This is a genomic window from Georgenia satyanarayanai, from assembly GCF_009193135.1.
In the GTDB taxonomy this organism is placed as follows: Bacteria; Actinomycetota; Actinomycetes; order Actinomycetales; family Actinomycetaceae; genus Oceanitalea; species Oceanitalea satyanarayanai.
The window spans coordinates 1-17,834 of sequence record NZ_VUKC01000019.1 but is presented as its reverse complement, the minus strand read 5'-3'; the positions used below and the strand labels follow the sequence as shown (position 1 = coordinate 17,834).

Sequence of the window (17,834 nt, the reverse complement as noted above, 5' to 3'; positions counted from 1 at the left end):
ACCATGGTGCTGGCCCACGGCTTCGGCTGCGACCAGCAGATGTGGCGGTTCGTCGCCCCGCACTTCGAGGCCACCCACCGGGTCGTGCTCTTCGACCACGTCGGTGCCGGTGCCTCCGACCCGTCCGCGTACGACGCCGCCCGCCACGCCCGCCTCGAGGGGTACGCGCAGGACGTCGTCGAGATCGTCGACGCGCTCGGCACCGGGCCGGTCGTCCTCGTCGGCCACTCCGTGAGCGCCATGATCGGCGTCCTGGCCGCCCGCGAGCGGCCCGAGCTCTTCGACCGGCTCGTGCTCGTGAGTCCCAGCCCCCGCTACATCGACGACGGCGACTACCGCGGCGGGTTCAGCCAGGAGGAGATCGACGAGCTCCTCGAGACCATGGACGACAACTACCTCGGCTGGTCCGCCCACATCGCCCCGGTCATCATGGGCGTGCCCGACCGCCCCGAGCTGGGAGAGGAGCTGACGGCGAGCTTCTGCCGGACCGACCCGACGCTCGCCCGCCGCTTCGCCCGCACGACGTTCCTGTCGGACAACCGCGCGGACCTGGCGGAGGTCACCACCCCCGCGCTCGTCGTGCAGTGCCGCGAGGACGTCATCGCGCCCATGGAGGTGGGCGAGTACGTGCGCGACCACCTCCCCGACAGCGAGTTCGCCGTGCTCGACGCCGTGGGGCACTGCCCGAACCTCAGCGCCCCCGACCAGCTCGTCGCGGCGATGAAGACGTACCTGGCGGCGTGAACGACCGCGCCGCCGCCTGGGACCAGGCCCCCGCCGGCCTGCTCCTCCTCGCCGACGACGGCACCGTCCTCGACGCCAACACCACCTTCCTCCGGTGGGTGGGGCGGCCGGCGGACGAGGTGGTCGGGCGGGTGCGTCTGAGCCAGCTCCTCTCGGTGGGCGGCCGGATCTACTGGGAGACCCACCTGTCCCCGCTGCTCCACGTGGAGGGGCGGGCCGACGAGGTGGCGCTCGAGCTGCGCAGTGCCGGCGGGCGCATGCCCGTGCTCGTGACGGCCGTCGTCGCCCCCGACGGCGGCGTCCGGGTGTCCGTCTCCAGCGCCCGGGACCGCTCCCGCTACGAACGCGAGCTGCTGGCCGCCCGCAAGGAGGCCGACGCCGCCGCCCGCCGCACCCAGGTGCTCCAGGACGTCACCGCGGCCCTCTCGGCCGCCGTGGGTCTGGACGGGGTGGCCGCGGCGCTGCTCGCCGCGACCCCGTCACTCGCCGCCCGCGCGGCGACGTGCTGGCTCACCGACCCACAGGGCCGGCTGGTTGCCCACTCGGCCACGGGTGAGGAGGCCGGCACCTCGGCCCCCCTGTCGGCGCGGTCGTGGCCACGCGCGGCCCTCGTCGCCGACGGCCGTGTCCTCGTCCCCCTCCACGGGCGGTCCGGGCTGCTCGGCGTGCTGTCCCTGCTGCCCGACGACGGCGCGGGGGCCGAGCCTCCGGACCTGGCGGTGCTCACCGCCGTCGGGCAGCAGGCGGGCGCCGCCCTGGAGCGGGCCAGTCTCTTCGACCGCAGCGCCGCGATCGCCCACCAGCTCCAGCAGGCGCTCCTCACCGCCCCGCTGCCGCAGGACGAGCGCGTCGTCGTGACGACGGCGTACCGGCCGGGGGTGGAGTCCCTCGAGGTGGGTGGGGACTGGCACGACGCCTTCCACCTCGACGACCACGTCCTGGCCGTCGCGGTCGGCGACATCGTGGGCCGCGGGCTGGACGCCGCCGTCGCGATGGGGCAGCTGCGCAGCGCCGGCCGGGCGGTGGCCGGCCCCGGCGTCGGCCCGGCGCAGGTGCTCGGCGCTCTGGACAGGTTCGTCCAGCGCGTCCCGGGCTCCACCGCGGCCACCCTTCTGTACGGCGAGCTGGACCTCCTCACCGGCCGGTTCCGCTTCGCCTGCGCCGGCCACCTCCCGCCCCTGCTCCTCGGCGGGGACGGCGCCGCACGTCTGCTGTGGGACGGGCGCTCCACGCCGCTCGGGCTCACAGGGCCGGGCAGCCAGCGGGCGGAGGCCGTGGTCGACCTCGTGCCCGGCGACCGGCTGCTCCTCTACACCGACGGCCTCGTCGAACGCCGCGACCGCCCACTGCCCACCCGCCTCGACGAGCTCGTCGAGGTCGGGGCGCAGACCCGGGCGCTCGAGCCGCAGGACGCGGTGCACGCCGTGACCGACCGCCTGCTCCCGCCCGGCGAGGGGCACGACGACGTCTGCCTGCTCCTGCTGTCCTGGCTCGGCCCCGCCTGAGCGGGGACTTCCCGGGGGAACGCAGAAGGCCCGGACCTGATGGTCCGGGCCTTCTGCTGGTAGCGGGGGCAGGATTTGAACCTGCGACCTCCGGGTTATGAGCCCGGCGAGCTACCGAACTGCTCCACCCCGCGTCGGTAGTCACCACCTTACGCGGCGGGGACCCCCGGTGGCAATCCGGCGGGCAGTGAGGTGACTCACCGCCCGCCGGACCGCCGTGCCGGGTCAGCCGCCGCCGGCGTCGCCGGTCTCGGGCGGTGTGCCGTCGGCGGGCGCCTCGCCCTCCTCGCCCGCGGGCGCCGTCTCGCCGTCCTCGGGCGCCGGGACCTCGCCCGCCGCGGCATCGAGCTCCTGCTGGGCCTCGGCGGCATCCGCGAGCGCGGCCTGGAGGCGGGCCTGCGCCTCGCCGTAGGTCGTCCAGTCACCCTCCGTGAGGGCCGCCTGGCCGTCCTGCAGCGCCTGGTTCGCGGCCGCCAGCGCCTCGGTGAGGCGCTGCTGCGCACCGGCGTCGACCTCGGTGGTGCCCTCGGGCTCGGTCGGCTCCTCGCCCTCTGGCGTCTCGTCGACGACGTCGGCGTCCCCGCCCTCGGCACCCGAGTCACCGCCGAAGACCTGGTCGAGCGCCTCGGTCAGTGTCGGCGCGAAGCCGATCTCCTCACCGAAGGCGACGAGCACGTACTGGAGCAGCGGGTACTGGGTACCGGCCGAGGCCTGGACGTACACCGGCTGGACGTACAGCAGGCCGCCGCCCACCGGCAGCGTGAGGAGGTTGCCGTGCAGCACCTGCGAGCCACCCTGCTGGAGCAGGTTGAGCTCGGTGGAGATCGTCGGGTTGGAGTTGAAGGTGTTCTGCACCTGGCCCGGTCCGGGCACCGTGACGTCCGAGGGCAGCTCGAGCAGCCTCAGCTGCCCGTAGCCGTCCCTCACCTCGCCGGGCGTGTTCCCGGTCTCGGAGTCGACCGCGAGGAAGCCGGTGAGGATGTTCCGGTCCGTCTGGCCACCGGGGATGAAGCTCGAGGTCAGCGAGAACTCCGCGCTCTCCTGCTCGGGCATCTGCAGCGTGAGGTAGTACGGCGGCTGGGGCACTCCCTCCCCAGCGGTCGGGTCGTTGGGGATGTTCCAGAAGTTGCCGCCGGAGTAGAACGAGGCCGCGTCGGTCACGTGGTAGCGGCTGAGCAGCTCACGCTGGACCTTGAACAGGTCCTCCGGGTAGCGCAGGTGGCTCATGAGGTCACCGCTGATGTCGCTCATCGGCGAGATGTGGTCCGGGAAGACGTTCTGCCAGGTCTGGAGGATCGGGTCCTCCTCGTCCCACTCGTAGAGGGTGACCTCACCGTCGTAGGCGTTGACGACCGCCTTGACGGAGTTGCGGATGTAGTTGACCTCCTCCGGGGCGGGGCCGACGACGACACCGCCCAGCTCGTCGGTGAGGGCGTCCGTGGTCGCGTCCTCGAGGGACTCGCGTGCGGAGTACGGGTACTCGTTCGTCGTCGTGTAGCCGTCGACGATCCACACCAGCTCCTTGGGCGTCGACTCATCGCCGTCCATGTCGACGATCGCCGGGTAGGCCCGGGCGTCGAGGGTGAGGTAGGGCGCCACCTTCTGGACGCGCACGTGCGGGTCGCGGTCGTAGAGGATCTGCGACTCGTCGTTGACGCGGTCGGAGAAGAGGATCTGCTCCGAGCCCATCCGGATCGCGTAGAGCAGCTGGTTCCACAGGTTGCCCAGGCTCGGGCCGCCGTCGCCCGTGTAGGTCGTGTTGACCTGCCCCTGCGGGGCGGCGTCGTTCGGGTAGTCCAGCTCCCACGGCTCGGTGCCCTCCGGGGCGCCGACGATCGAGTAGCTCGGGGTGTTCTGACCGAAGTAGACCCGCTCCTCGTACTCCCCGATCTCACCGATCGAGGGGATGCCGTACTCGAAGAACGCCGGCTGGCCGTCGCCCGACACGGTGTTGCCGTAGGCCGCCACGGCGCCGAAGCCGTGGGTGTACACCGTGTGGTCGTTGACCCAGGTGCGCTGGTCGTTGCCCAGGCCCTCCTGGTTGAGCTCACGGATGGCGATGACGGTGTCGCGCTTCTCGCCGTCGATCTCGTAGCGGTCCACCGACAGCGTGGAGTTGAAGTCGTAGTACTGCCGGTTCTGCTGGAGCTGGCGGAAGGTGGGGCTGACGATGTTCGGGTCGAGCAGGCGGATGCTGGCGGTCGACTCGGTGTCGTCCCGCAGCTGCCCGGCCTCGGCCTCGGTGACGGCGTCGTAGGTCTGGCTCTCGATGCTGTCGAGCCCGTAGGCGGCGAGCGTCGCGTCGATGTTGCGCTGGATGAAGGGCGACTCCGACTCGACGGCGTTGGGCGTCACCTGGAAGCGCTGGACGATCGCCGGGTAGATCCCGCCGATGACGACTCCGGACAGGATCATGAGGCCCACGCCGGCGGCGGGCAGCATCCAGCTGCCACGGAAGGCGGCGACGACGAACATCACCGCGATGAGGACGGCGATGACCGCGAGGATGGTGCGCGCGGGGAGGTTGGCGTTGATGTCGGCGTAGGAGGCACCGGCGAAGCGGTCGTTCTGCCCGACGAGCAGCGAGTAGCGGTCGAGGTAGTAGTTCGCGCCGATCAGCAGGACGAAGACGGCCGCCATGATCGACAGCTGCACCCGCGCCGCCCGCGTGACCCGCTCGGGGCGGCCGGCGAGCTGGATGCCCCCGTAGAGGTAGTGCGTGACGAGCGAGGCCACGAGGGTGATGAGGACGACCGTCATGAGGAAGGAGATGAGCGTGCGCAGCACCGGCAGGGTGAAGACGAAGAAGCCGATGTCGATCCCGAACTCCGGGTCGGTCGTGCCGAAGGGCTCACGGTTGAGCCACATGAGCACCGCGCGCCAGTTCCCGCTCGCGGAGATGCCGGAGAAGACGCCCAGGACGATCGGCGCACCGATCATGACGATCCGGCGCAGCGGCTCGACGCTCTCGCGGTAACGGTCGAGGTTCTGCTGCTCAGGGGTGACCGGCGCGTAGATGGGGCGCGAGCGGTAGGCCAGGCGCAGGCCGAGCCACACGGACAGGCCCATGACGAGGAACCCGATGGCGAAGAGGACGGCTCGGGTCGTCCACTCCCGCCACAGGACCTCCTCGAAGTCCAGGTGCGAGAACCACAGCACCTCCGTCCAGAACTGGGCGGTGAGCATGAGGATCGCCGCGAGCACCGCGAGGACGACGAGTGTGGGCACGAGCGCGCCCCGTCGTCGGCCTCCGGCGGGCCGCGGTGGTCGTGGGACGGAAGAAGTCGTCACGTGGTGGCACCTTCGGTCGTGGAGCTGTCGGGAGGCGGCGTGAGGTCGCCCCTGTCGGGACAACGCGCCGCCCACCTCCTAGGTTCCCACATGCGCCGCTCGCCTCCCCGTCCTGACGTGCGCGATCATGGGCGCATGACGGCTTCCCCCACCGACCCCACCCCCCGCCAGCGCGCCCTCGCCGAGGCGGTCCTCGACATCGAGCGCCACGTCGGCTCGCTGGGATGGGACTCCCCGGTCCTCGTCTTCTCCCTCGTGCGCACGGCCTCGGCGCTGGCGGTCAACCCCGCGCTCGCCCCCGAGCTGCCCGACGGCGCGGAGGAGTCGGCGCGGCTGGACCCCGAGCACCTGCTGTCGATCGAGCAGGACGGCCTGCCGCAGGCCGACACCCTCGAGGAGCTCCTCGCGCAGCTGGGCTGGCCAGAGGAGGTCGACGGCGCCGCGATCGTCGTCGAGCGCATCGTCGTCCCGCCGGAGGCGGAGACCGACATGCCCCGCGACCCCGAGGAGGCCGTCGCCTACCTCGAGGCGCACCCCGACCGGCAGGACGTGCGGATCGTCGCGGGTGTCCTGCGCACCGGGGAGTCGTGGTGCGCGCTGCGCTCGCGCAACAACGACTCCGACGACGCCGTGGGCGGCTCCCCGGACGCCGTGCCCGGGCTCGTCGAGGCGCTGCGCGCGACGTTCTCCTAGCCGCTCAGGGGGCCGCCGGGCAGCGCTCGAGATCCCCGGTCCGTCCCTCCGTCACGGCCTCGAGCGCCGCGACGGCGTCGGCGACGGTGTCGACGGCGACGACCTCCAGCCCGTCCGGCACGGCGCCGGTGACCTCACCGCAGTTCTCCACCGGCGCGAGGAACCACTCGGCGCCGTCGCGCACCGCGCCGGCCATCTTCTGGGCGATGCCCCCGATCGGTCCGACGTCGCCGGCGAGGTCGACGGTGCCGGTGCCGGCGACGACGGCCCCGCCGGTGAGCGAGCCGGGGGTGAGGATGTCGACGATCCCGAGCGTGAGCATGAGGCCCGCGCTCGGGCCACCGATGTTCTCGATGGCGAAGCCGACGTCGACGGGCAGGTCGACCTCCGGGGAGATCATGACGCCGAGGAGGCTGCCGCCGTCGCCGTCGTCGGCGGTGACGACCTCCACCGGCGTCTCCCGCCCCGCGCGCTCGACCCCGAGGGTGACCGTGGACCCGGGCGGGGTGTCGGCCAGGACCTCGCTGAGCACGGCGAAGGAGCTGAGCTCGGTGGGACCGGCGCCGGCGGCGATGGTGACGAGCGTGTCGCCCTCCTCGAGCAGCCCGGCGGTCGGGCCGTGGGGGCTGGTGCCGGCGACGCGCAGCTCGGTGGGCACGTCGTAACCGAGTTCGGTGAGCGCCGCGACGGTGGCGTTGGTCTGCGAGGAGGTCATCTGGATGGTCGACTCCTCCTCGACGTCCTCCCGCGTCTGCTCGGGGTCGAAGGCCGCCTCGCGCGGCAGGACCGTCGTCGTCCCGGAGAGCCAGCCGCCGATCACCTGCGCGGCGGTGGCCGGGTAGCCCGGGCCGCCACGGGTGGAGACGGTGGTGAGGCGCAGCTGCCCGTCGCTGGGATAGGTCTCGGTGCCCTCGACGGTGATGAGCGGGGAGCCGTCGGGCACGTCCCCGAGCGTGTCGAGGGTCGGGCCGGGGCTCTGGACCGCGTACGGCGGGGTGACGAACAGCATCGCCAGGGCGAGGACGAAGGTGACCGCCCCGGCGACGGCGGCGGTCACCGTCCGGGGGGTGAGCAGCGGCCGGTCGTCACCGGTCTCCGGAGGCTGGTCGGGTCGCAGGGGCACCGCCACATCATCACCCCCGCCGGGCGGCACGCCGAACCGTCCGGCGTGGTCACGCCCTGGGCGAAACCGCTCCGGCCGCGCTCGGACGCGTCGCGCGCCGGGGTTACCGTGGTGCCCCCCGAAGGATCGGAGCTGTTCGAATGAGCCAGGACCCCGCCGGTGAGGAGAGCTGGGAGGCGCTGCTGCGCTCCATGCTCGGGCCGCAGGCCGCCGACGAGGCCATGGCCGCGATGCGCGCCGCGGGCCTCGACCCCGAGGCGATGGCCAACGCCGCCGGCCTCCCCCAGGACCGCAACCAGCTGGCGATGATGCTCGGCCAGATGCAGCACATCCTCGCGGCCGGAGGCAGCGACCCCGTCAACTGGGCCCTCGCCGGCGACGTCGCCACCCAGGTGGTGCGTCAGACCGGTGACGTCGCCGTCACCGCCGCCCAGGCGGCCGAGGTGACCGAGGCGCTGCGCGTGGCGGACCTGTGGCTGGACGCCGTCACCGAGCTGGGCCCCAGCGGGGGTGCGACCCGGGCGTGGTCCCGCTCGGACTGGGCGCGCGAGACGCTGCCGACCTGGAAGACGCTCGCCGAGCCGATCGCCACCTCCGTGGCGCGCGCGCTCGAGCGTGTCCTGGAGGAGCAGACCCGGGAGCTCGGCGACCACCCGCTCGCCGCCGGCCTGGGTGCCGGTGCGGGGGGCGGGATGATCCGCCAGCTCGGCGGCGCCGTCTTCGGCATGCAGGTGGGACAGGCCGTGGGCACGCTCGCCGGAGAGGCCTTCGGCGCCTCCGACACCGGCCTGCCGCTCGTCGAGGGCCACGACGCCGCCCTCGTCCCCGCCAACGTCAGCGCCTTCGCGGAGGGCCTGGACGCCCCGGCCGAGGAGGTGCGCCTCTTCCTCGCCGTCCGCGAGGTCGCCCACGCGCGGCTCTTCGCGCACGTGCCGTGGCTGCGCGCCCATCTCCTGGGCACCGTGGAGGCCTACGCGCGTGAGATCTCCATCGACACGGCGGCGATCGAGGAGGCCGTCCGCGGCCTCGACCCCAGCGACCCCGAGTCCCTGCGCGAGGCGTTCTCCGGCGGTGTGTTCGCCCTCGAGCAGAGCGACGCCCAGCGCGCGGCGCTGGTGCGCCTCGAGACGGCCCTGGCGCTCGTCGAGGGCTGGGTGGAGGTCGTGGCCGGCCAGGCCGTGGCCCCGCACCTGCCGCACGGCGTGCCGCTGCGCGAGATGGTCCGGCGGCGCCGCGCTGCGGGCGGTCCGGCCGAGCAGACCTTCGCCTCGCTCGTCGGCCTGGAGCTGCGGCCGCGGCGGCTGCGCGAGGCCGCGGCGCTGTGGACGCACCTCGCCGACCAGCGTGGCATCGAGGAGCGCGACGCCCTGTGGTCCCACCCGGACCTCATGCCCACGGCCGAGGAGCTCGACGACCCCCAGGGCTTCGTCGCCGCCCGCGACGCCGCCGCGAGCGCCGACGAGGATGTCGATGCCGCCCTCGCGAGCATCTTCGCCGAGGCGGAGCAGTCCGCGGATCCGCAGGACCCCGGCGAGACCGGCACCGACGGGAGCCGTCCCGACGTGGACGACGACGGCGACTCGCGCTAGTCCTCCGTCCCGCCCGGCTCGGGTGCGGGGTTGCCCTCGAGCCGGCGGGCGAAGGACACGCCGTCGAGGAAGCCGCGCGCCCGCTCCGTCTGGGGGTACCGCTCGACCCAGGCCCAGAAGTCGGGGCCGTGGCCTCCGACGAGCAGGTGCGCGAGCTCGTGGACGAGGACGTAGTCCAGCACCCACGTGGGCATCCCCTTGACCTGCTCCGAGATGCGGATGGTGCCTGTGCTCGGGGTGCACGACCCCCAGCGGGTGGTCTGGTTGCCCACCCACGCCACCGACCGGGGACGGGCGCTCCCCTCGAGGTAGCGCTCGGACAGCTGCCCGGCACGGGTGGCGAGCTGGGCGTCCGACGGTCGCCGCCGGCGGCCGGTGCGCTCGAGCCGCTCGACCATCCGCGCCACCCACTCCGCCTCCTCCGCCGCGGTGAAGCGGTCGGGGATGGCGACGACGGTGCGGCCGTTCTCGCGGAAGGCCTGGACCGTCCGGGTGCGCCGACGGCTGCGCCTGACCTCGATCTCCGACATGTCTCCCAATCTACGGCCGGCCGCCGACACCCACGCCGCGCGGGAGGTCCCCGTCCACAGGCGGGCCTGTCCACAGCCCGCGGGAGTATCCGCGCGGTGCCGGGCACGCCGGTGCCATCCTCGGGGTGGGAGGGCAGATGCGACTACGACCAGGCACCCACGTGCTGTGGCGCCAGGAGGGCAGCAGCCAGCTCCACGCGGACCCGGACCTTGCTGTCGTCCTCGACGGGCTCTCGGGTGAGGAGCAGCGGCTGCTCGACGGCCTGGAGCGGGAGACGAGCGAGGCCACCTTCCTCGCCCGCGGCCGCGGGCTCGGGGTGCGCGCCGGACGGGCCCGCGAGCTCCTCGCCCGGCTCGACGCGTGCGGGGCCCTGGAACGGACCCGCGACCCGTCCCTCGACCACCAGGGGCTCGGCGCGGAGGTCGACCACTGGTCGCGGGTGGCACAGCGGGACGCGAGCGACGTCGTCGCCCGCCGCGGCCGGGCGGTCGTCGCCGTCCTCGGGCTGGGGCGGCTCGGTCTGCTCGTCGCCTCCGGACTGGCGGCAGCGGGTGTGGGGACGCTGCTCGTGGAGGACCGGGCCCGGGTCCGGCGCGACGACGTGGGCCCGGGGGGCTACGGGTTGCACGACGTCGGCAAGGAGCGCGGTGAGCGTGGCCGGGCGGTCCTGCGCCTGACCTACCCGCACCTGCGCACCTCGGCGCCGGCGCGCACCCGGCCCGACGTTGTCGTCCTCGTCGAGCAGGACGTCAGCGACCCGGTGCGGCTGCGGCCTCTCGTGCGGGAGGACGTCGTCCACCTGCTCGTCGTCACGCGGGAGGTCGACGTCGTCGTCGGTCCGCTCGTCATTCCCGGGGCGGGCCCGTGCGGGCGCTGCGTCGAGCTGCACCGCACGGCGGCGGACGAGCGCTGGCCGGCGGTGGCCACGCAGCTGCTCGGCACGCCCGCCCGTGGTGTGGAGGCGTGCACCTGCCTGCTCGCGGCGGCCGTCACCGTCGGGCAGCTGGTGGCCCACCTCGACGGCGAGCCGGTCGCGGTCGCGGGCGCGAGCCTGGTCGTCGACGCGCGGCGGCCGGTGCCCCGGACACAGCAGTGGCCGGTGCACCCGGACTGCGGGTGCACCGGCCTGCCGGCTCGATCGGGGGCGGTGCCCGTCGCCCGGGCCTGAGCTCAGGCCGCGGGGTGGTGCTTGCGGGGCCGGCCGCGTCCGCGCTTGGTCGCGACGACCTCGCCGCCGATGAACACCTCCCCACCCCACACGCCCCACGGCTCGGCGCGCTCGAGCGCGCCGGCGAGGCAGGCCTCGCGGACGGGGCAGGTGCGGCACAGCGTCTTGGCGAACTCGACGTCCGCCTGGCGCTCGGCGAACCAGAGGTCGGGGTCCTCAGCGTCCTGGCACGGGGCGAGCGGAGCGGTGGGCTCGGCCAGCGCGAGCACGGCCGTCTCCTCGGCCAGCGGCCACGACAGCGAGGACCCCTCGTTGAGGCGGTCGAGAAGGGTGGTGAGTTGCACGTGTGTCTCCGTGAGTGCGAAGCCGGGTCTGGACAGACCTGCGGCATTCCCCGGGAGGGGCGAACCGCGGTCGGGAGCTGCGCGGTCCGGCGGAGAACGTGTGCGGTTCTACGGCGTCCGGAGCGCGCGGCCCTCGGCGTAGCCGACGGGCGCGGGGCGAAGGCGGGAGCGATCCCCGGTGAACCAGGGCATAGCTCGGCCCAGCTCACGGCTGGCGGCTTCCATCGAGATGATGGTGATCACTGCGGTTCACCTCCCCTTCGCACATGGGAGCCCTCGTGTGCTGGCTAGGCACGGGCCCCGACTCGGTCACGGACGAGAGGGACATTACGCCTGCCCTGTGACGGGGGGCAAGGTATTTACCGTGCAGAATTTCCCGATCGCCGCGACGGGCGGGAATCCGCGAGATCCGGCGGCCGGGACCGGCTCAGGCGCCGGGCGGCTCGACGACGACATCCTCGCCGCGCACGACGGCGAGGACGGCAGGCCCGTAGGCCTCGAGCTTGGCGGCGCCGACGCCGCGCAGGATCCCGAGCTGGCGCAGGTCCTTGGGCCTGGCCTCGGCGATCGCGGCGAGGGTCGTGTCGTGGAGGACCGTGTAGGGCGGCTTGCCGATCGCGGTGGCGACCTGCCCGCGCCAGGCGCGCAGCCGCTCGACGAGGGCGGCGCCCTCGGGGTCGGACTCGGTGAGCTCGGCGATGCGGTCGCGCCGGGGCGCGCGGGAGGCAGGGCGACGGCGGGCGGCGCCCTCCTCGGGCCACAGGCCGTCGAGGAACCGGGAGGGCTTGCGGCTCGCCCGGCCGCCGACGGTGCGGGCCCGGGCGTAGGAGAGCATGAGGTGCTCACGAGCTCGGGTGACCCCCACGTAGAGCAGGCGGCGCTCCTCGGCGATCGCGTCCTCGGTCTCGGCCAGGGAGATGGGCAGCAGGCCCTCGCTCACCCCGACGAGGAAGACGGCGTCCCACTCCAGGCCCTTGGCCGCGTGGAGGGAGGCGAGGGTGACACCGGAGACGGTCGGGGCGTGCTGGGCGCTGGCCCGTTCCTCGAGCTCGGCGACGAGGCCGGCGAGGTCCGCGCCCCGGGTGGCGGCGATCTCGTCCGCGAGCGCGACGAGCGCCTGGAGCGACTCCCACCGTTCGCGCACCGCACCGCGGGCGGCGGGCGGGTCCGGGGCCCAGCCCATCCCGGCGAGGACGTCGCGGACAGCGTCGGGCATGGGGTGGTCGGCCATCGTCCGGGCGGCTCCGCGCAGGAGGACGACGGCCTCACGCACCTCGCGGCGGGAGAAGAACCGCTCCCCGCCGCGCACGAGGTAGCCGATGTCCGCCTGGGCCAGTGCCTGCTCGATCGCCTCGGCCTGGCCGTTGGTCCGGTAGAGGACGGCGATCTCGCCGCGCGGTACCCCGGTCTTCTCCAGCGCCGCGATCCGGGCGGCCACGCCGGCGGCCTCGGCGACGTCGTCGTCGAAGGCCTCGAAACGTACCGCGGGCCCCGAGGGGCGCTGGGCGACGAGCCGCACGGCGGCGCTGGAGCGGTGGCGTCCGGCGCGCTCGAGGACGCTGTTGGCCAGGGAGACGACCTGCGGAGTGGAGCGGTAGTCGCGCACGAGGCGGACCACCTCCGCGCCGGTGAAGCGGCGCGGGAAGTCGGTGAGGAAGCGCGGGGTGGCGCCGGTGAAGGAGTAGATGGTCTGCGAGACGTCCCCGACCACGCACAGCTCCTTGCGGTCCCCGAGCCACAGGTCGAGGAGCCGCTGCTGGAGCGGGGAGACGTCCTGGTACTCGTCGACGACGAAGTGGCGGTACTGGCGGCGGACCTCCGCGGCGACGTCCTCCCGCTCCTCGAGGATGCCGACCATGAGGAGGAGGACGTCCTCGAAGTCGACGACGCCGCGCTCGGTCTTGACGTCCTCGTAGATCTCCAGCAGGCGGGACACCGTGGCGCGGTCCTGCCCGGCCGCCTCCTCACGTCCGGCGGCGACGGCACGCGCCACGTAGTCCTCCGCGGTGACGAGGCTGACCTTGGCCCACTCGATCTCGGCGGCGAGGTCGCGGATGCTCACGCGGTCGACGCCCAGGCCGAGCCGGGAGGACGCCTCGGCGACGAGCGGGGCCTTGTGCTCCTGGATCCTCGGCAGCCCACCGCCGATGGCGGCGGGCCAGAAGTAGGACAGCTGGCGCAGCGCGGCCGCGTGGAAGGTGCGCGCCTGGACGCCGCCCACCCCGAGGTCACGCAGCCGCGAGCGCATCTCCCCCGCGGCGCGAGCGGTGAAGGTGACGGCGAGGACCGTCGTCGGGCTGTAGACGCCGGCGCGCACGCCGTGGGCGATGCGGTAGGTGATCGCGCGGGTCTTGCCGGTGCCCGCGCCGGCGAGGACGCACAGCGGCCCGGTGAGGCTCTGGGCCACGGCGCGCTGGTCGTCGTCGAGGGCGGCGAGGAGCTCCTCGCTGCTGGGAGTGGTCGCGCTCGTCATCGCCGCCAGTGTCTCAGCCCCCGCCGACACGCGGCCCGCTCGTCCCCAGGACCGCCGGGAAATACGCCGTCGCGGGGCCGCGTTATGGTCGGCGAACCCGACAGAAGGAGACCTTGATGAGCACGACGACGCCCGAGCCCGGCACGATCACGATGTACACGACGACGTGGTGCGGGTACTGCCGCCGGCTGAAGAAGCAGCTCGACGGCGAGGGCATCGGCTACCTCGAGGTCAACATCGAGGAGGACCCGCAGGCCGCGAGCTTCGTCGAGGAGGTCAACGGCGGCAACCAGACCGTCCCGACCGTCCTGTTCCCCGACGGCTCCGCCGCGACGAACCCCTCCCTGGGCGAGGTGAGGACCCGCCTGGGCTGACGTCCGCGTCACCACGTCTCACAAGGTGTGGGGTTCTCGACCTCAGCGGTCCAGAACCCCACACCTTGTCTCATGCTCGGGACGGGCCGGCCGCCAGCGGGCCGCCGTACCAGTCCTCGATGAGCGAGCGCGCGATCGAGGAGAGCGAGGGCAGGATCACCGTCCCGTCGGCGGCCGCGGTGGTGAGCTCCCCACGCGTGAAGAAGCGCGCCTCGGTGAGCTCCACGCCGTCGACGGCGATCTCCGTACCTGCGCCGGGAGCGACGTCGGCCCGGAAGGCGGTCATGAGCGAGCAGGGGAAGGGCCACGGCTGACTGCCCTCGTAGCGCACGGCGCCGACGACGACGCCGGTCTCCTCGGCCACCTCGCGCCGCACGGCGGCCTCGAGCGACTCCCCCGGCTCGACGTACCCGGCGAGGGTGGAGAAGCGGTGCTCGGGCCAGTGCGCGGCGTGCCCGAGCAGCAGGCGGTCCTCGGAGTCGACGACCGCCATGATGACCGCCGCGTCGGTGCGCGGGTAGTGCAGCGAGTGGTCGACGACGCAGCGGCGCACCCACCCGGCCTCGAGCACCTCGGTCGCCTCCCCGCAGCGGGGGCAGCGCGGGTTGCGCTCGTGCCACCCCGCGAGCGCCACCGCCGTCGTGCCCAGACCGGTGTCCCGGTCGCTCAGTCGGTCCCCGATCTCCCGCAGGTGGCGCACCTCCATGCCGGCGAGCAGGGCCACGAGCGGGGCGTCCGTGTCGACGGGGGCGCCGTCGAGGTCCCGCTCCGAGCCGAGGTGGCCGGGCAGGACCAGCGCGACGAAGCGCGTGCCGCCCTCGCGGCCGAGGTAGTGGACCTGCTCGACCGTCCACGCGTCGGTGGGCACGTCGGTCGCGGGAAGCAGGACGAGACCGTCCTCCCCCGCTCCGACGAGGCCGCGGTGGACGAGCACGACGCGCGTGCCCGGGTCCGCGCGCAGCTCCGTGAGAAGGCCGGGGCGGGCGCGGGAGGCGCCGTCGGCGTCGACGGTCGTCCGGGCGAGAGGGAGCTGGGTGAGGGCCACCCGGGCACCGTATCCGCACCCCGATCTGGGGGCGCGCCGCGAGCGCCGCGGGTGAGGAGGGCCCGCGCGTCCTACGGTTGGGGCGTGACACGGAGATCGCCCCTTGCCCTGGCGGCACTCGCCACTGCGGCGGTGCCGGGCCTCGACGTCGTCGCGACCCGCTCCCCGCAGAGCACCACCGCCGACTTCCAGGTCACCGGGGTCCTCGACTCCGGTGGGCGCCACTGGGTGGTCCGCTGCCCGCTGCACGCCTCGGCCGGCGCCTCGCTCGAGGCGGAGGTCGCGCTGCTCGCCAACCTCGCGGTGCAGGTGCGCGAGGGGGTGCTGCCCTTCGCGGTGCCGGAACCGGCCGGGTTCGCCGCCCTGCCCGAGGGCGGGCGCGCCATGGTCTACCGCCAGCTGCGGGGGCGCCCGCTCGACCTCGAGCGCCTGGGCCCCGGCCCGGGCCTCGCGGCGGACCTCGGCCGCTGCCTCGCGGCGCTGCACGAGCTGCCCGTGCGCGTCGTCGAGGACGCCGGGCTGCCGGTCTACGACGCCGACGAGTACCGCAAGCGCTGCCTCGCCGAGGTCGACGCCGCCGCCCGCACCGGGCACGTGCCCACCGTGGTCCTGGCCCGCTGGGAGCGTGCCCTGGAGGACGTCGCCCTGTGGCGCTTCCGCACCACCCCCGTCCACGGTGACCTCGCCGAGGAGCACGTCCTCGTCCAGGACGGTGAGGTGAGCGCCGTCATCAGCTTCTCCGAGACCCACGTCGGGGACCCCGCCGTGGACCTCGCCTGGCTGCTCGCGAGCGCCCCCGAGGAGTGCCTCGACGCGATCGAGGAGGCCTACGCCCTCGCGCGCCCCGAGAACGCCGACGCGCACCTCCTCGACCGCGCGCAGCTCGTCGGGGAGCTCGCCCTGGCCCGCTGGCTCATGCACGGTGTCAACACCGCCAACGAGCAGGTCGTCGCCGACGCCGTCCACATGCTCGAGGACCTCGCCGAGCAGGTCACCGACGCGGAGCCGATCGGTCACCGGGAGCCCGTCGTCGTCCCCGGGCGCCCCGGGGACTGGGCGGAGGGCGGCGACGACGTCCCCGAGGACGCGGCGGGCGCACCCGACGACGAGGACGCCGACCCGAACTCGACCGCCGAGCTGCCGTCCCTGCCGGCAGAGGAGCCGGCGGCGGACGACACGGCCTCGTCCCCGGGGGCAGCGGCCGACGGCGGGGAGCCGTCCCGAGCGTGAGCGGAGGACCCGCCGCCGCTCGCTCCGCCGGCACGCTGCGCCGGGACGCCGCCCTCACCGCCGTCCTGGCGGCGGTGGGCGTGGTCGCCATGTGGTGGGTCTTCGTCGTCACCTCCATGGGCCAGCGCGTGGAGAGCACCGCCCTCGAGGGCTCGCGGATCGGCCGTCGGCGCCTGTCGGAGGGCAGCCAGACGGTGCTCGACGTCGTCTCGGTCCCGTTCCTCGTCGTCGTCATCGTCGCCGGGGTCGCCGTCGCCGTGGCGCAGCGGCAGTGGCGCGTCGCGCTCGCGGTGCCGCTCCTCGTCGGCGGAGCCAACGTCACGACGCAGCTCCTCAAGTACCAGGTCCTGCCCCGCCCCGACCTCGGGGTCTCCGAGGCGGTCGCCAACTCCCTGCCGAGCGGGCACACGACGGTGGCGGGAACGGTGGCCGCCGTCGCCGTCCTCGTCGCGCCGCCCCGCTGGCGCTGGGCGGCCACCTTGGCCGGTTGGGCGTACGCCGGCGGGACCGGGCTCGCGACGATGGTCAACGGCTGGCACCGTGCCTCCGACGTCGCCGCGGCGATGCTCGTCGTCCTCCTCTGGGGAGCGCTCGCCGTCCTCGTCGCGGGGCCCGGCGTGCGCCGCGCGGGCGACCGCCCGACGACGGTGACGCGCCGCCTGCTCCTCCTCGGGGCGGGCGTCGGCGCGCTGATGGCCGGCCTCTCGCTCGTCGTGACGGCTTCCGGGTCCGGCGCGAGCCGTACCGAGCTGCTCGTCGCCTACGGCGGCGCCGTACTCGGCGTCGCCGCCGTCACCGTCCTCAGCGCGGGTCTGCTCCTTCACCTCACCACGGGCCCGGTGGGGCCCGAGCGGCACACCGGCCCGGCGAGCGGCGGTCGCCGGTAAGTCGGCTGTCGGCGACAAGTCGGCTCTCGACGACAAGTCGGCTGTCGCCGGTAAGTCGGCTGTCGGCGACAAGTCGGCTCTCGCCGGAGGGGCGGGGCTCTCGGGATGCGAAGCCCGCGCTCTCGGTGTTGTCTATGGCCCACACGTCGGCCGACGCAGGCCGACCGTCATGCCGAGGAGGGCACGTGCGACGACCGCGGACGACGATCACGGTCCTGGCGCTCGCCCTGGCCGCCGGCCTCAGCGCCTGCGCCAGCGAGTCCGGACCCCCCGTGCTCACCTGGTACATCAACCCCGACGACGGCGGCCAGGACGCCCTCGCCCAGACGTGCACCGAGGAGGCCGAGGGCGAGTACCGCATCGAGACCTCGCTGCTCCCCCGCGACGCCGCCTCCCAGCGCGAGCAGCTGGCCCGCCGCCTGGCGGCCTCGGACGAGTCGATCGACATCATGAGCCTGGACCCGCCGTTCATCCCCGAGATGGCGGCCGCGGGCTTCCTCGCCCCCGTCCCTGGCGAGCTCCAGGAGACCGAGGACGTCGTCCAGGGCGCCGTCGACTCGGCGACGTGGGACGGGGAGCTCGTCTCCGTCCCCTTCTGGGCCAACACCCAGCTCCTCTGGTACCGGAAGTCCGTCGCCGAGGAGGCCGGGCTCGACATGGAGCAACCCGTCACCTGGGAGCAGCTCATCGAGGCCGCCACCGACCAGGACCTGCTGCTCGGCGTCCAGGGCGCCAAGGCCGAGTCGCTCACCGTGTGGATCAACGCGCTCATCTCCTCGGCCGGTGGCGAGGTCATCGTCAACCCCGAGGCACCGGCGGACGAGGTCGAGCTCGACC

The 17,834-nt window shown here is 74.2% G+C and carries 16 protein-coding genes and 1 tRNA gene; 9 read left to right on the top strand and 8 right to left on the bottom strand.

Translation table 11 applies throughout. The features are described 5' to 3' along the window. Positions 1-3 precede the first annotated feature (3 nt). Both GD632_RS14675 and GD632_RS14670 read left to right on the top strand, forming a co-directional pair. Positions 4-744 (top strand): alpha/beta fold hydrolase, encoded by a 741-nt coding sequence (locus tag GD632_RS14675; protein WP_152193000.1) that lies wholly within the window; start codon positions 4-6, stop codon positions 742-744. Continuing rightward, complete coding sequence (locus tag GD632_RS14670; protein WP_152192964.1) at positions 741-2,249, top strand: SpoIIE family protein phosphatase; 1,509 nt, start codon at positions 741-743, stop codon at positions 2,247-2,249. Before GD632_RS14675 ends, GD632_RS14670 begins: the two co-directional genes overlap by 4 nt. A 57-nt stretch (positions 2,250-2,306) precedes the next feature. Here GD632_RS14670 and GD632_RS14665 read toward each other — a convergent pair. Together GD632_RS14665 and GD632_RS14660 are read right to left on the bottom strand one after the other, a co-directional pair. Then, positions 2,307-2,383: transfer RNA gene (locus GD632_RS14665), tRNA-Met, on the bottom strand. Between the two features lie 91 nt (positions 2,384-2,474). Further along, entirely contained in the window at positions 2,475-5,540 is a 3,066-nt protein-coding gene (locus GD632_RS14660; RefSeq protein ID WP_152192963.1) for a UPF0182 family membrane protein, read from the bottom strand. Between the two features lie 135 nt (positions 5,541-5,675). Between GD632_RS14660 and GD632_RS14655 the strand changes: the two genes are divergently transcribed. Next, positions 5,676-6,233 carry a PPA1309 family protein gene (locus GD632_RS14655; protein WP_152192962.1) on the top strand — a complete coding sequence of 186 codons (558 nt, stop codon included), beginning with the start codon at positions 5,676-5,678 and terminating at the stop codon, positions 6,231-6,233. 4 nt (positions 6,234-6,237) lie between these two features. Here GD632_RS14655 and GD632_RS14650 read toward each other — a convergent pair whose 3' ends face one another. Continuing rightward, positions 6,238-7,356: a YlbL family protein gene (locus tag GD632_RS14650; RefSeq protein WP_226924900.1), complete on the bottom strand. Its 1,119-nt coding sequence runs from the start codon at positions 7,354-7,356 to the stop codon at positions 6,238-6,240. A gap of 140 nt (positions 7,357-7,496) precedes the next feature. On the opposite strand from GD632_RS14650, the gene GD632_RS14645 reads away from it, so the two are divergent. Then, positions 7,497-8,945 (top strand): zinc-dependent metalloprotease, encoded by a 1,449-nt coding sequence (locus tag GD632_RS14645; RefSeq protein ID WP_152192961.1) that lies wholly within the window; start codon positions 7,497-7,499, stop codon positions 8,943-8,945. On the opposite strand, the gene GD632_RS14640 is transcribed toward GD632_RS14645, so the two are convergent. Beyond that, entirely contained in the window at positions 8,942-9,475 is a 534-nt protein-coding gene (locus GD632_RS14640) for a M48 metallopeptidase family protein (protein ID WP_152192960.1), read from the bottom strand. The genes GD632_RS14645 and GD632_RS14640 overlap by 4 nt on opposite strands. A gap of 137 nt (positions 9,476-9,612) precedes the next feature. Between GD632_RS14640 and GD632_RS14635 the strand changes: the two genes are divergently transcribed. Next, positions 9,613-10,644, top strand: a complete 1,032-nt coding sequence (locus tag GD632_RS14635; protein WP_152192959.1) for a thiamine biosynthesis protein ThiF — start codon at positions 9,613-9,615, stop codon at positions 10,642-10,644. 2 nt (positions 10,645-10,646) lie between these two features. Here GD632_RS14635 and GD632_RS14630 read toward each other — a convergent pair whose 3' ends face one another. The 3 genes from GD632_RS14630 to GD632_RS14625 all read right to left on the bottom strand — a co-directional run bounded on the left by GD632_RS14630 (position 10,647) and on the right by GD632_RS14625 (position 13,461). Further along, on the bottom strand, positions 10,647-10,988 hold the full coding sequence (locus tag GD632_RS14630) for a WhiB family transcriptional regulator (protein ID WP_152192958.1): 342 nt from the start codon (positions 10,986-10,988) through the stop codon (positions 10,647-10,649). Between the two features lie 108 nt (positions 10,989-11,096). Further along, complete coding sequence (locus GD632_RS16430; protein WP_264371894.1) at positions 11,097-11,231, bottom strand: hypothetical protein; 135 nt, start codon at positions 11,229-11,231, stop codon at positions 11,097-11,099. Positions 11,232-11,415: 184 nt separating this feature from the next. Next, positions 11,416-13,461, bottom strand: a complete 2,046-nt coding sequence (locus tag GD632_RS14625) for an ATP-dependent helicase (RefSeq protein ID WP_152192957.1) — start codon at positions 13,459-13,461, stop codon at positions 11,416-11,418. Positions 13,462-13,577: 116 nt separating this feature from the next. On the opposite strand from GD632_RS14625, the gene GD632_RS14620 reads away from it, so the two are divergent. After that, positions 13,578-13,835, top strand: coding sequence for a mycoredoxin (locus GD632_RS14620; RefSeq protein WP_152192956.1), 258 nt, complete (start codon positions 13,578-13,580; stop codon positions 13,833-13,835). Positions 13,836-13,905: 70 nt separating this feature from the next. Here GD632_RS14620 and nudC read toward each other — a convergent pair whose 3' ends face one another. Next, entirely contained in the window at positions 13,906-14,880 is a 975-nt protein-coding gene (gene nudC, locus GD632_RS14615; RefSeq protein WP_152192955.1) for an NAD(+) diphosphatase, read from the bottom strand. 84 nt (positions 14,881-14,964) lie between these two features. Here nudC and GD632_RS14610 point away from each other — a divergent pair, with 84 nt between their 5' ends. The 3 genes from GD632_RS14610 to GD632_RS14600 form a co-directional block, all read left to right on the top strand. After that, positions 14,965-16,110 carry a phosphotransferase gene (locus GD632_RS14610; protein WP_152192954.1) on the top strand — a complete coding sequence of 382 codons (1,146 nt, stop codon included), beginning with the start codon at positions 14,965-14,967 and terminating at the stop codon, positions 16,108-16,110. Continuing rightward, the gene (locus GD632_RS14605) at positions 16,107-16,997 is read left to right on the top strand and encodes a phosphatase PAP2 family protein (RefSeq protein WP_152192953.1); all 891 of its coding nucleotides are present in this window, start codon (positions 16,107-16,109) and stop codon (positions 16,995-16,997) included. The genes GD632_RS14610 and GD632_RS14605 overlap by 4 nt, the downstream gene beginning before the upstream one ends. Positions 16,998-17,182: 185 nt before the next feature. Beyond that, on the top strand, positions 17,183-17,834 hold a 652-nt coding region (locus tag GD632_RS14600; RefSeq protein ID WP_226924899.1), incomplete at its 3' end, for an extracellular solute-binding protein.

Excerpts from the sequence above, each read along its gene's own strand:
- GD632_RS14675 (WP_152193000.1), top strand. The coding sequence starts at position 4 with ATGGTGCTGGCCCACGGCTTCGGCTGCGACCAGCAGATGTGGCGGTTC.
- GD632_RS14635 (WP_152192959.1), top strand. The coding sequence starts at position 9,613 with ATGCGACTACGACCAGGCACCCACGTGCTGTGGCGCCAGGAGGGCAGC.
- GD632_RS14620 (WP_152192956.1), top strand. The coding sequence starts at position 13,578 with ATGAGCACGACGACGCCCGAGCCCGGCACGATCACGATGTACACGACG.
- GD632_RS14645 (WP_152192961.1), top strand. The coding sequence starts at position 7,497 with ATGAGCCAGGACCCCGCCGGTGAGGAGAGCTGGGAGGCGCTGCTGCGC.
- GD632_RS14655 (WP_152192962.1), top strand. The coding sequence starts at position 5,676 with ATGACGGCTTCCCCCACCGACCCCACCCCCCGCCAGCGCGCCCTCGCC.
- GD632_RS14640 (WP_152192960.1), bottom strand. The coding sequence starts at position 9,475 with ATGTCGGAGATCGAGGTCAGGCGCAGCCGTCGGCGCACCCGGACGGTC.
- GD632_RS14625 (WP_152192957.1), bottom strand. The coding sequence starts at position 13,461 with ATGACGAGCGCGACCACTCCCAGCAGCGAGGAGCTCCTCGCCGCCCTC.